Origin of the sequence: Demequina globuliformis (genome assembly GCF_000975155.1) — a bacterium.
Classification (GTDB): Bacteria; Actinomycetota; Actinomycetes; order Actinomycetales; family Demequinaceae; genus Demequina; species Demequina globuliformis.
This window is the reverse complement of the sequence record NZ_BBRG01000001.1, coordinates 91,209-104,176: the sequence shown is the minus strand read 5'-3', so window position 1 is coordinate 104,176 and position 12,968 is coordinate 91,209. Positions and strand designations below refer to the sequence as shown.

The 12,968-nt window shown below is 67.6% G+C and carries 11 protein-coding genes; 10 read left to right on the top strand and 1 reads right to left on the bottom strand.

Annotated features, from left to right (window positions below):
- The first annotated feature begins 10 nt into the window (after window positions 1–10).
- From AOP75_RS00465 to AOP75_RS12585, 8 genes are all read left to right on the top strand, one after another.
- Window positions 11–1,567 carry a UDP-N-acetylmuramoyl-L-alanyl-D-glutamate--2,6-diaminopimelate ligase gene (locus AOP75_RS00465; protein WP_062078246.1) on the top strand — a complete coding sequence of 519 codons (1,557 nt, stop codon included), beginning with the start codon at window positions 11–13 and terminating at the stop codon, window positions 1,565–1,567.
- Window positions 1,564–2,958: a UDP-N-acetylmuramoyl-tripeptide--D-alanyl-D-alanine ligase gene (locus AOP75_RS00460; RefSeq protein WP_062076433.1), complete on the top strand. Its 1,395-nt coding sequence runs from the start codon at window positions 1,564–1,566 to the stop codon at window positions 2,956–2,958. Before AOP75_RS00465 ends, AOP75_RS00460 begins: the two co-directional genes overlap by 4 nt.
- A complete protein-coding gene (mraY, locus tag AOP75_RS00455) occupies window positions 2,955–4,052 on the top strand; it encodes a phospho-N-acetylmuramoyl-pentapeptide-transferase (protein WP_062076432.1) in 1,098 nt (365 codons plus the stop codon). Before AOP75_RS00460 ends, mraY begins: the two co-directional genes overlap by 4 nt.
- Complete coding sequence (murD, locus tag AOP75_RS00450; protein WP_062076431.1) at window positions 4,022–5,434, top strand: UDP-N-acetylmuramoyl-L-alanine--D-glutamate ligase; 1,413 nt, start codon at window positions 4,022–4,024, stop codon at window positions 5,432–5,434. Before mraY ends, murD begins: the two co-directional genes overlap by 31 nt.
- A gap of 9 nt (window positions 5,435–5,443) precedes the next feature.
- Entirely contained in the window at window positions 5,444–6,667 is a 1,224-nt protein-coding gene (locus AOP75_RS00445; protein WP_062076430.1) for an FtsW/RodA/SpoVE family cell cycle protein, read from the top strand.
- Window positions 6,660–7,772, top strand: coding sequence for a UDP-N-acetylglucosamine--N-acetylmuramyl-(pentapeptide) pyrophosphoryl-undecaprenol N-acetylglucosamine transferase (locus AOP75_RS00440; protein ID WP_062076429.1), 1,113 nt, complete (start codon window positions 6,660–6,662; stop codon window positions 7,770–7,772). Before AOP75_RS00445 ends, AOP75_RS00440 begins: the two co-directional genes overlap by 8 nt.
- On the top strand, window positions 7,769–9,124 hold the full coding sequence (gene murC, locus AOP75_RS00435; protein ID WP_062076428.1) for a UDP-N-acetylmuramate--L-alanine ligase: 1,356 nt from the start codon (window positions 7,769–7,771) through the stop codon (window positions 9,122–9,124). The genes AOP75_RS00440 and murC overlap by 4 nt, the downstream gene beginning before the upstream one ends.
- 472 nt (window positions 9,125–9,596) lie before the next feature.
- Complete coding sequence (locus AOP75_RS12585) at window positions 9,597–10,367, top strand: cell division protein FtsQ/DivIB (protein ID WP_161794512.1); 771 nt, start codon at window positions 9,597–9,599, stop codon at window positions 10,365–10,367.
- On the opposite strand, the gene AOP75_RS00425 is transcribed toward AOP75_RS12585, so the two are convergent.
- On the bottom strand, window positions 10,364–10,852 hold the full coding sequence (locus tag AOP75_RS00425; protein ID WP_161794511.1) for a DUF1648 domain-containing protein: 489 nt from the start codon (window positions 10,850–10,852) through the stop codon (window positions 10,364–10,366). The genes AOP75_RS12585 and AOP75_RS00425 overlap by 4 nt on opposite strands.
- Window positions 10,853–11,022: 170 nt before the next feature.
- Between AOP75_RS00425 and ftsZ the strand changes: the two genes are divergently transcribed.
- Window positions 11,023–12,210 carry a cell division protein FtsZ gene (ftsZ, locus tag AOP75_RS00420; RefSeq protein WP_062076425.1) on the top strand — a complete coding sequence of 396 codons (1,188 nt, stop codon included), beginning with the start codon at window positions 11,023–11,025 and terminating at the stop codon, window positions 12,208–12,210.
- A gap of 3 nt (window positions 12,211–12,213) precedes the next feature.
- Complete coding sequence (pgeF, locus tag AOP75_RS00415; protein WP_062076424.1) at window positions 12,214–12,927, top strand: peptidoglycan editing factor PgeF; 714 nt, start codon at window positions 12,214–12,216, stop codon at window positions 12,925–12,927.
- Window positions 12,928–12,968 lie beyond the last annotated feature (41 nt).

Below are 12,968 nucleotides of genomic sequence, written 5' to 3'. Positions count from 1 at the left end.
AGTGGCAGACATGGTGCTGCGACCTGCGCGTGCGGTGCCCACCACGCTCGCCGCGGTTGCTGAACGTTGCGGGGCGCACGCGCCCGCCGGAAGCGATGACGTTGTGTTGACGGGCGCGAGCGTTGACTCGCGCGACGTGCGACCGGGCGACCTGTTTGGCGCCTTTCCTGGGTTCACGGTTCACGGCGCGCGCTTTGGGGCCGATGCCGCCGCAAGCGGCGCATCGGCCTTCCTCACGGACGCGGAGGGCGAGGCGCTGTTGCGCGACGCCGGCGTCGAAGGACCCGTGCTGGTGGTGGCCGATGCTCGTGCAGCCATGGGCGAGGCGGCTGCACAGATCTACGGGGACCCCAGTCGCGACCTGACCTTTGTCGGGGTGACGGGCACCAACGGCAAAACCACCACGAGTTACCTCATCGAGAACGCGCTGGCGCGCGTGCATGAGCACACGGGAATCATGGGCACTGTCGAGCTGCGCATTGGCGACGAGGCCATGGAGTCGCCGCGCACCACGGTCGAGTCTCCAGTCCTGCACGGGCTGCTGGCACGCATGCGTGAGGACGGCGTCACCGCTGCGGTCACCGAGGTCAGTTCACACGCCGCCACGCTCGAGCGCATCGCGGGCGTCGAGTTTGCCGTCGCTGTCTTCACGAACTTGCAGTGGGACCACCTCGACTTCCACGGCACCATGGAGAACTACCTCGACGCGAAGGCGAAACTGTTCGCTCCGGGGCGCGCACACATAGGCATCATCAATGTTGACGACGAATGGGGTCGCACATTGGCGGCGCGCGTCGAGATCCCAGCGCAGACCGTGTCGACCCACGTTGATGATCCACATCCAGCGGACTGGACGGTAGTGCAGGCAGACATCGGGCTCGATGGCGTCGGTTCGCGTTTTGTGTTCACCGATCCGGAAGGCTCCGAACATCAGGCATTCTCGCCACTTCCTGGCCTCGTGAACGTCTCAAACTCGATGGTAGCCATCGCCGCGGCCGTGGCCGCGGGCGTGCCCATCGTCGAGGCGATCGAAGGCGTGGCGACCGCCCACGGCGTCCCCGGTCGCATGGAGCGCGTCATCGAGCGTTCCGACGTGGACCCCCTCGCGATCGTTGACTACGCGCACACTCCTGATGCGCTCACGCTTGCGCTCGAAGGCGTGCGGCCCATCACGCCTGGCCGCCTCATCCTGATCTTCGGCTCGGATGGCGACCGCGACCAAGGCAAGCGGCCGGTGATGGGCGAGATCGCGGCGCGACTGGCTGACGTCATTGTGCTGACAGACGAGAACCCCCGTTCGGAAGATCCCGCCGCAGTGCGTGCCGCGATTCGCGCCGGGATCGAGAAGGAGCGGCCGGGACTGGCCGACGTGCACGAGGTCGAGCCCCGCGTGCTCGCGGTGGAGACGGCTTTGCGGCTGGCGCGGCCAGATGACACGGTCATCGTGACGGGCAAGGGCCACGAGCCCACCCAAGAAATCGCCGGCGTGTTTCACCGGTACAACGACCGCGACGCGTACCTGCAGGCACACGCACGTATGGTGGCCGAACGAGAGGACCAGGCATGAGGGCGCTGACCGCGCAATGGATCGCCAACGCTGTTGGCGGAGAGCTCATTGCCGACGTTGACACGACCGTGACGAGTGTCGAGAAGGACTCACGCCTCGTGACCCCTGGGGCGCTGTACGTGGCGTTCGTGGGGGAGCGCGTGGACGGGCACGAGTATGCGCCGCGCGCATTCGAGTTGGGTGCGACCCTTGCTTTGGTGTCCCAGCCGGTTGCGGGTCCGCACGTGCTGGTCGATGACGTAGTGGCCGCGCTCGGCGCGCTGGCGCGGGCGTACCTCGCGTTGCTGCGCACTGAGGGTGACATCCGCGTGATTGGTATCACGGGTTCCAACGGCAAGACCACCACCAAGGACCTGCTCGCGCAGGTGTTGCCAGAGGCGATTGCCCCGCAGGGCAGCTTCAACAATGAGATTGGGCTACCGCTGACGGTCTTGCGTGCGGAGCCCCAGACCGAGTTCCTGGTACTGGAGATGGGTGCGTCCGCTCCGGGAGACCTGGCATACCTGACCACGATTGCGCCCCTAGACGTCGCGGTGGTGCTGACTGTCGGCACGGCTCATTTGGGGGGCTACGGATCACCCGAGGCGTTGGCCGAGGAAAAGGCAAGTCTGCTCGACGGGTTGGTGCCTGGCGGCGTCGCGATCCTGAACGACGACGACCCACGCGTGTCCGCGATGGCGACCAGGCCCGTCCTCGCCGCAGATGACCGACGCTTGGTGACCTTCGGCGTCGGCGGCACCGGTCGTACCGTCACCGCTTCCCGAGTGGCGGCCCAGGCCGGACGGCCCACGTTCGACGCGGCCGTCGCAGGCGGAGCGGTGGCGCCCGTGTCGATGTCGCTCGTGGGCGAACACCACGTCACCAACGCGCTGGCTGCGATCTGCGTCGCGCTTGAAGCCGGGCGCACGCTCGTGGACGCGGCAGAGTTGGTCGGCCACGCGCGACCGCTGAGCCCACACCGTATGGCGCTGACCATCCGGCCAGACGGCGTACGGATCCTTGACGACAGTTACAACGCATCCCCCGAGTCGATGCGGGCCGCGCTGCGTGCCCTCAAAGACGTCGCAGATGCGGGTCGGTCATTCGCCGTCGTGGGCGAGATGTTGGAGATGGGGGAGGCCTCGCTCGCCGCCCATGAGGAAGTGGGGCTCGACGCGGTGCGCCTGCGCATCGATCACCTCCTCGTGGTGGGCGCGGGTGCGCGTGCCGCGTACGTCTCCGCCGTCAGAGAGGGGTCGTGGGGAGACGAGGCCGCGTTCGTCGCTACCATTGACGAGGCCCGCGAGTTCCTCGAGGAGCGCGTGATCGGCGGCGACACCGTCTTGATCAAGGGCTCCCACGGCACCGGGCTGTGGCGCTTGGCTGACGACTTGGTGGGAGCAACTGCATGAGAGCGGTGATTTTCTCGGGCGGCATCTCTTTGGTGATCGCCTTGCTGGGAACACCTCTGTTCATCCGCTACCTGACCCGGCATCAGTACGGGCAGTTCATTCGTCATGACGGCCCCGCCTCGCACCTTGTGAAGCGCGGAACGCCGACGATGGGTGGCGTCGTCATCATCTTGGCCTTGCTTGCGGGCTGGCTGGGAGGCAACTTCCTCACGGGGCGCACGCCGTACGCGTCGTCGATGCTCGTCGTGTTCCTGATCGTTGGCCTGGGGTTCGTCGGCTTCCTCGACGACTACATCAAGATCCGTCAGGAACGGTCGCTCGGTTTGCGTGCCCGGTGGAAGATTCTGGGTCAGGCGGTCGTGGGTATCTCCTTCGGTGTGCTGGCGCTTCAGTTCCCCAACGAGCACGGCGACGCTCCCGCCTCAACGGCGATCTCGTTCCTGCGCGACACGGTCATCGACCTTGCGTATTGGGGGCCCGCCGTTGGCCTGATCCTGTTCATCATCTGGTCGAACTTTCTGATTACGGCCTGGTCAAACGCGGTTAACCTCACGGACGGCCTCGATGGCCTCGCCACCGGAGCCGCCCTCATCTTCTTTGGCGCCTACACGCTCATCACGATCTGGCAGTACAACCAATGGTGTGGCTTTACGTCAGCGTCGTCCCAGTGTTACGAAGTGCGAGATCCGCGTGACCTCGCGATCCTGGGAGCGGCCATCGCGGGCGCGTGCTTTGGGTTCCTGTGGTGGAACGCCAGCCCCGCGAAGATCTTCATGGGAGACACGGGCTCGCTCGCGCTGGGTGGTGCGATTGCCGGCATCACGATCATGTCGCGCACTGAGCTGCTCGGTGTGATCATCGGCGGCCTCTTCGTGATCATCGTGGCCTCCTCGGTGATCCAGATTGGCTGGTTCAAGATCTCGGGCGGTAAACGCGTCTTCAAGATGGCACCCCTGCATCATCACTTTGAGCTCATGGGTTGGGGAGAGGTGACGATTGTCATCAGATTCTGGATCATCGCTGCGCTCTGTGCAGCGGTGGGTGGCGCACTCTTCTATGCGGAATGGGTAGCGACGCTACCCGCGGGTCAATGACAGGTCAGCCGTTGACGGACATCGCGGGCAAGCGGGTCCTGATCCTTGGCCTTGGCGTCGCTGGGCGCTCGGCGCTCGAGGCGTGTCAAGAACTCGGGGCCCACGCCGTGAGTGTCGACCCGCACGCCGCACAGGCCGACTATGCCGATCTCGCGTCGGTCGACGTCGCTTCGTTCGACCTGTGCATGTCCTCACCCGGTTTCGCTCCGCACCATCCCTGGGTACGTGCCGCCCAAGATGCGGGCGTCGAGGTCGTCTCGGAGATGGAGTTCGCGTGGCGCGTGCGCGTGCCAGGGATTCCGTGGGTATTGATCACCGGCACCAACGGCAAGACCACGGCCACGCAGATGACGGGCGCCATCCTTGCGGCCGGCGGCGTCGACGTGGCGGTCTGCGGGAACATGGGCGTGCCCGTCATCGCGGCAGCACGTGAGCAGCGCGACGCCGTGGCGGTGGAGATCGCGAGCTTGCAACTTCACTTCACGACGACACTGTCTCCGCACGCGGCCGTGTGCCTGAATGTCGACGAGGACCACCTTGATTGGCACGGGTCCGTGGAGGCGTACCGCGCGGACAAAGCGCGCGTGTACGAGCGCGTGCAGGTGGCGTGCGTCTACGGCGCTCAGGATCCGGTCACGGAGGCTATGGTCGAAGGGGCCGATGTCGTGGACGGGTGCCGAGCGGTCGGAGTCACTCTGGGTGCCCCAGGTCGGTCGGAACTGGGCGTTGTTGAGGGTGTCCTCGCTGACCGCGCGTTTCACGACGACCGGCGTAGCAGCGCGATCGAATTGGGCGAGGTCGACGACCTGCGCCACCTGGTGGGTGGGGCAGTGCCGCCGTACCTCGTCTTCAATGCACTGTGTGCCGCGGCACTCGCGCGTGCCCTCGGCGTGCGTCCCGAGGCGGTGCGCGACGGCTTGCGCGGCTTCGCGCTCGATGCGCACCGCACGGCGCTGGTCGGCACACTCGACGGCGTCACGTGGGTGGATGACTCTAAGGCGACGAACGCCCACGCAGCGATTGCGGCGTTTGGTAGTCAAGGCCCCCAGTCGGTGGTGTGGATCGCCGGCGGGCAGGCGAAGGGTCAGGAGTTCGACGACCTCGTTGCCCAGGTGAGGGGCCGCGTCCGTGCGGTCGTGCTCATTGGCGAGGATCCCGAGCCACTGGCTAGCGCGCTGGCGGGACACGCGCCGGATATCCCCGTGACTCGCATCGAGCCGGGGGAGACTGTGATGGTCAGGGCTGTGCAAGCGGCCCGAGCGGCCGCCAGGCCCGGGGACACCGTGCTGTTGTCACCGGCCTGCGCGTCCTTTGATCAGTTCCGTAGTTACGCGGACCGAGGAGACGCCTTCGCGGAAGCGGTGGGGGCATTGAACGACTAGGAGGCGTCTATGACGGCCACGGCATCTCGACGCCGCCCCTCAGCCGCCGACCCCGCCGGTTCACCTGTCGCGACCTACTACCTCATCGTCGCCGCCACCACGATCCTGGTTCTGGTGGGCCTTGCCGTGGTGCTGTCCGCGAGTTCGGTGACCGCTTTGCGCATCGACGGCGACAATTCGCCTTACTCGTTGTTCGTTACCCAAGCCATCGCCCTTGTGCTCGGCCTGAGCGCGCTCGTCGTCGGCTCCCGCATGCCCCTGGCGTTCTGGAAACGTGCGGCACCGTGGATCCTGTACGCCTCGATGGCGCTGCTGGTGGCCGTCGTCTTCCTGGGTGAGTCGGTGGGCGGTAACCGCAACTGGATCCGCCTGGGCCCCATGAGTTTTCAGCCGTCCGAGATGGCCAAGGTGGGCATTGCTCTCTACCTGGGCGTGGTGCTCGCGAAGTTCCGTAAAGAGCTCACGACACTCAAAGGCATTCTGATGCCTGGCGGCCTGATGTCGCTCGGCGTGATTGGCCTGGTGATGCTAGGTCAGGACCTCGGCACCACCCTCGTCATCGTGATGATGGTGGCGGCCGCGTTCTGGGTCGCGGGCGCGCCCAAGCGCTACTTTGGCATCGGTGCGCTGGGCGCAGCGGCGCTGATCGCCGCGTCGTTAACCGTGGGCGAGTCGCGGTCGGCGCGCATTGACGCGTGGCTCAACCCCGACATGGCCGACCCGCAAGGCGTGGGCATGCAGTCGATCCACGGCCTGTGGGCGCTGGCATCTGGTGGACTATGGGGCCTGGGTCCAGGCATGAGTCGCGAGAAGTGGGGCGGGTACCTTCCCGTCGCGGATTCCGACTTTGCCTTCGCGATCATTGGCGAAGAATTTGGGCTCCTCGGCACCTTGTTGGTGTTGATCGCGTTTGGCATGCTCGCAGTGGCCGTGAACCGTTTGGTCCAGCGCCACACCGATCCGTTTGTTCAGATCACCTCAGCCGCACTGGGCGCCTGGTTGGTCGGCCAGGCCCTTGTCAACATCGCCGTGGTCATTGGTCTGCTGCCGGTCACCGGCGTGCCCCTGCCCTTGATTTCCGCCGGAGGATCCTCCTTGATCATGTCGCTCGCTGCCATTGGCATCCTGATGGCGTTCGCGCGCCGAGAGCCAGGGGCGGAGGCCGCCTTCGCGGCGCGACCCAGCGTGCTGCGCCGGTCGGTCGCCGTCATGTCTCGAGGCCGCCGTGGCTAGCGTGCTGCTCGCCGGCGGAGGCTCAGCCGGCCATGTCAATCCCATGCTTGCGACGGCGCTTGAACTGCGCGAACGCGGTCACCGGGTCGCCGCGCTCGGCACCGCAGAGGGGCTCGAGGCTGACCTCGTGCCGAGGGCCGGCGTCGAGATGCACGTAGTGCCGCGGGTACCCATGCCGCGTCGGCCTTCAGCGGATTTGTTCCGGTTACCTGGCCGACTGCGCGCCGCAGTGCGCGCCGCGGAGGATGCCATCGACGCCACCGGAGCGCAGGCGGTGGTGGGCTTTGGTGGTTTTGTCTCGACGCCCGGCTACCTTGCCGCGCGCCGGCGCAAGATTCCGATCATCATTCACGAGGCGAACGCGCGCCCCGGCCTCGCCAACAAGCTGGGAGCGCGCTGGGCCACGCACGTGGGAACCACCTTGCCCGACACCCCCATTCGCGGCGGGGTGCTGACAGGCATGCCGTTGATGCCCCATGTCCGCGAACTTGCAGATGCGTTGAGCGATCCGCTTGTGGCAGGAGACGTGCGCGCTGCAGCGCGTGAGGCGCTCGGGTGGCCAGCTGATGCCCCCGTCCTCGTTGTGACGGGAGGGTCACAAGGCGCCGCCAGTCTCAACGCAGCGACTGCTGCGGCTGCTGCCACCCTGACGGACCACGGCGTGCACGTGTGGCACATCACGGGACGCGGCAAATCGGAGGAAGCCGAGCGCGCCAAAGGCGATCTGTCCGCTGCACACCGGGACATGTACCGCGTCGACGAGTACAGCCACGATATGGCGACGGTGTATTCGGCGGCCGGTGCCGTGGTGTGCCGTGCGGGCGCGGGGATGGTGGCCGAGGTCACCGCGATGCGTTTGCCAGCGATGTACGTGCCATTGCCGCACGGCAATGGCGAACAAGCGCTCAACGCCGTTCCCGCCGTCGAGGCGGGCGCCGCCACCATGATTGACGATGCGAAGTTGTCGCCGGTGGTCTTGGAGTTGGGGGCCGAACGGATGCTGCTTGGTGGCCCGGACGCCGACGACATGAAGGAGGCGGCCGCGGAGTTCGCCATGATCGACGGTGCCGCGCGTGTGGCGGACCTGGTGGAGGAGGCGCTGTGAGCCGCGTGCACTTTATTGGCGTCGGCGGTTCCGGGATGTCCGCCGTGGCACGGCTGACCGCTGCCGCCGGACACGAGGTGTCCGGCAGCGATCAGCGCGTGAGTCATTACTTTGAGGCCCTCCGCGACGCCGGGATGAACGTGACGATCGGCCACGATGCGGCCAACGTGGAGCATGTGGACCAGGTCGTGATCTCGACGGCGGTGCGCGAGACAAACCCCGAGTTGGCGCGCGCCCGCGAGCGGGGGATCGAGGTGGTCCACCGCTCCGAAGCTCTGGCACGGGCCCTTGACGACCGTAGACTGGTGGCGGTGGCCGGGTCTCACGGAAAGACCACGACCTCCGCGATGGTGTCGCACGCCCTTCACGGCTCAGGTATCGACGCGTCCTTCGCTGTCGGTGCGCGCGTGTTCGGTATTGAAGGCGCGGTCGCCGGTGGCTATGCGGGCGAGTCTGATGTCGCTGTGGTGGAGGCCGATGAGTCGGACGGTTCGTTCCTGCGCTACCACCCGGACGTGGCGATCCTGCTGAATGTCGAACCCGACCATTTGGATCACTACGGGACGGTGGAGCGACTCCACGAGGCCTTCACCACATTCGCGTCAGATTGCCGCGTGCTCGTGGTGTGCGCGGACGACCCGACCGCCATGACCATTGCGCGCCGCGCGCGGGGCGCTGGCGTGACCGTCGTGTCCTACGGACGTTCGGACGCAGACGTGGTTGTCACGGACACGGGATGGTCGCGCGGCGGCGTCGATTACGAGGTCCACGTGCCCGTGCCGGGCGACCACATGAAGCTCAACGCCGCCGCGGCATGGGCGGCTGCGGTCGAGAGCGGGGCCGACGCGACCCAGGCAGCCCGCGCCTTGGAGTCGTTCGGAGGCACGGGGCGGCGCTATCAGTTCCGCGGTGAAGCCGACGGCGTGCGCGTCATTGACGACTACGCCCACCACCCGACTGAGGTAGCAGCGTTGCTCGGCGCAGCCCGCGCGGCCGGCGCCGGCCACCTCGTGGTCCTGTTCCAGCCCGCGCTGTTTAGCCGCACTCAGTTGCACGCGGCAAACTTTGCGAACGCCCTGTCCATCGAGGATGCGCACATCATCATCGCTGGCGTGCACGGGGATCGCGAAGACCCCATTCCTGGGGTGACGTCTGACAGCATCCTGAGCCACATGACCGTACCGGCCTCGTCGAGTGCGGTGGTGGTCGAAGACCTGCGCGAGGCAGCCCACCAGGCGGTGGCCAGTGCACACCGCGGCGATGTTGTGCTGACTGTCGGGTCTGGCCCGGTCACCTACGCGGCCGAGTGGATTCTCGAGGCCCTGCGCGCGCGGGAGACCACCGATGGCTGACGCGCGCCGTCCAAAGGCGCCGGGGCGGCCGCCTGCCCCTTCGACCACGCGGTCCTCGGGCCACCGCACCGGTGCTTCGGAGCCGCAGGGGCGCAGTGCGCGCCCAGCCGCCCAGCGACCCTCGACGCCTCGCCCCGCCAAGCCGCGCGCCACTCAGGCGCGCTCCAGTCAGCCGCGCACTACCCAGGCGCGCACTGATGCGCGGCCGGCCACGGGAGCCACTCGGACGGCCAAGCGGGCCGCCGCCCCACGTGCGTCGTCCACACCAGCGGGCTCCTCGCGCGCGTCGTCCGGCGCATCGGCCCCCTCACGCGCGGTACCCACGACGTCTCCAGCCGCTCAGGCCGCGCCCCGCGCGGGCCGGTTGCGACTGTGGGCGCGGTCGCTGAAGCGCACGCGCGGTGGTGATCCGACGCCGAGCACGGTGCCAGCAGCCGCGGAGCAGACCACGGTCGGGACTCCATGGGCCCGCGTGAGCACCCGACTGTCGAGCGCTGTGGTGACTCTGCGCATGCAGGAGCGTCTCAAGGAGCGGCGCTCGGTCGAGCGGCGGGTCCGCGCGATTCGCTGGAGCAAGCGGCTGGCCATTGCGGGCGCCGCAGCCGGCGCAGCGTATGTGGTGCTGATGTCGCCGTTTCTCGAGTTCGACTCGGATGCGGTCGAGGCGTCAGGGTTCGGTAGCGTCGTGGACCGGGTCGAGGTCGATGACGTCGTGGCTGCCTTTGACGGCGTCGCCTTGGCCACCTTGAATACCTCGCACATGGAGAACCAGCTCACCGAGATTGTGGGGGTGAGTGCTGCGCAGGTGGAAAAGGTCTGGCCGACGGGGTTGCGTGTCACCCTCACGCCATCGGAGCCGGTGGCCGCGATTCCAGCAGACGAGGGATTCGCGCTGGTGACGCAGACGGGGGAGCAGGTGTCGGAGTCCGAGGACGCGCCCGCCGACTTGCCCGTGGTCCGGGTGCCGGTGGGAGAGGAGCACGAGCGGATCCTCTCCGGCGTGCTAGGAGTCCTGGAGCAGACTCCGGTGGCGCTGCGCGAGAGCATCGAGAACGTTGAGGCAGACACGGAGGACTCGATCCACTTTGTGCTGCGTGACGGTCCGCGCGTGGAGTGGGGGTCGGTTGAGGCATCCGCAGTGAAGGCCGATGTCCTTGAGGTGCTGCTCGCTTCCGAGGAAGCTGAGGGGGCGACAGTCATCGACGTGTCCGCGCCCACCTTGCCCACCGTCGCGACCGACTAGCGCGTGTGCACCCGCAGCATGCGGACGAGGCCCACGGCGAGTGCCACGAGGATGGCGAGCGCGGCCGCCCCGGTGAGGACCGCCGCCGAGATCCCGTACGACTGCAGGACGAGCGAGCCGAACAACACGGTGAGTCCCACGTTCATCCACACCAGCATGCGAGTGGCAGAGGCATACAGGCGCGGTGCGGCCTCCTTCGTGACCTCCATGGGGTAGTTCAAGATGTGAGGCCGCCGCGAGAGGGCGTCGACACCGATCACGATGCCGACCCACAGCGCGACCAGCACCACGATCATGACCGGCGAACCCCAGCTGTCCGCGGTCCCCGTGGCGTCCCAGTGAATGGGAATGGCGTCCGGCAACAGGGGATAGAAGGCGAGGGCCGCGATGGCGCCGATGCCGGTGAGGACGTAGGTGGTGATGCGTGCGCCGCGCAGGTGAGGCCCAGTGCCGGGCTGGTGGTCGTGGGACGCGCCTGCGCTCATGGGTGCCACTGTGGCGCGTTCGCGCGCAGACGGCAAGTGCGTGGGGCTCCAACACGCGACACGCGCGGCGCGGTGCACGGCAAAGCCGGGGGCGGACCGTACCGTCATCGGTGGAACTAGTTGACATAACTATAACCTTCAAGTAGAAGGTTAAGGTTGGGAGAGGGCTCATGGCCGCACCGCAGAATTACATCACCGCCATCAAGGTCGTCGGCGTGGGCGGCGGCGGCGTGAACGCCGTCAACCGCATGATCGACGTTGGCCTCAAGGGGGCCGAGTTCATCGCGATCAACACTGACGCTCAGGCGCTGCTCATGTCTGATGCTGACGTCAAGTTGGACATCGGTCGCGAACTCACCCGCGGCCTGGGCGCCGGCGCCGACCCCGAGGTGGGGCGCCAGGCGGCGGAGGACCACGAGGACGAGATCGCCGAGGCGCTCAAGGGCGCGGACATGGTGTTCGTGACCGCCGGCGAGGGCGGCGGAACCGGCACCGGCGGCGCGCCCGTCGTTGCCAAGATCGCACGCGGCCTAGGCGCACTGACCGTCGGCGTGGTGACCCGTCCATTCGGTTTCGAAGGTCGCCGCCGCGCCGACCAGGCGGACTCGGGCATTCAGCGCCTGCGCGAGGAGGTCGACACCCTCATCGTCATCCCGAATGACCGCCTGCTCGACATCTCCGATTCCGAACTCAGCATCCTGGGTGCGTTCGCGGCCGCCGATCAGGTGCTGCAAGGCGGAGTCCAGGGCATCACCGACCTCATCACCACTCCCGGCCTCATCAACGTCGACTTCAATGACGTGAAGTCCGTGATGAAGGACGCGGGCACGGCCCTCATGGGCGTGTCCTCCTCACGCGGCGAAGGCCGCGCGCTCCAGGCCGCGGAGGGCGCCATCGCCTCGCCGTTGCTGGAAGCGTCGATTGAGGGCGCGCACGGTGTGCTGCTGTCGATCGCCGGAGGTACCAACCTCGGAATCAAGGAAGTAGAGACCGCAGCGCGCTTGGTGCGCGAGGCCGCCCACCCCGAGGCCAACATCATCTTTGGAACCGTCATCGACGACTCGCTCGGTGACGAGCTGCGCATCACCGTGATCGCCGCAGGTTTCGATGGGGGGCAGCCCACGGTGCGCAAGCACGAGGGTGCACTCGGCGGCATCGAAGGGGCGACCCCTGCCCCTCAGGCCGCCGCGACCGCACCCGTCGAAGCCCCGGTCGAGCGGTCAACCGCACCCGCTGCGGCCCCCGTGCCGCAGGCGATCGACGCGGACGAGCCGGCTCCGGAGACCGACGCAATCGACGTGAGCAAGGCCCGCACCCGCGAAGCCGATGCTCTCGATATCCCCGACTTCCTGCGCTAAGTCGTGATCGACGCGGGTCTGCCGGTCCGCGCCTTCTTCACGACGCGCGACGGCGGGCATTCACAGGAACCTTACGCGAGCCTCAACCTCGCCACCCACGTTGGCGACGACCCCACAGCGGTCGTCGCCAACCGGCGGGTAGTGAGCGAGGCCGCGGGGGCTCCCGTGACGTTTCTCAACGCAGCCCACGGCGTGAGGGTCGCATGGGTCACTGAGGTGGGCGCCGAGCCCCCGCCCGCGGACGTGCTGATCAGCACCACGCCGGGTGTAGCGCTTGGCGCCATCGCCGCGGATTGTGTCCCGGTGCTGATCCACGACGCGGCATCCGGAGCTGTGGCGGCGATTCACGCGGGCCGCCCCGGCGTCTACGCAGGCGCCATCGACGCCGCCATGGCGGCCCTCATCGATGTGCGTGGCAGAGCCGCTGCGTCCGACACCCTTAGTGCGTCCATTGGCCCGGCGATCTGTGGTCGGTGCTACGAGGTTCCGCACGACCTTCGCGAGCAGGTGTCAGCGCGCCACCGAGCGGCCTTCTCGACGACGTCCTGGGGTACGCCAGCCTTGGATCTGCCGCGTGCAGTGGAAACGCGGCTCGGGGAATTGGGCGTCACCGCCATTGTCCGAGTGCCCCTGTGCACTCGGGAGGACGAGAGCCTGTTTTCGCACCGACGCGACGGCGTGACCGGCCGTCATGCCGGGGTGATCGTCCACCCTTGAGGGTGCGCGGCGTGTCGCTCCCGGATGGGTGCTCGCGCCAG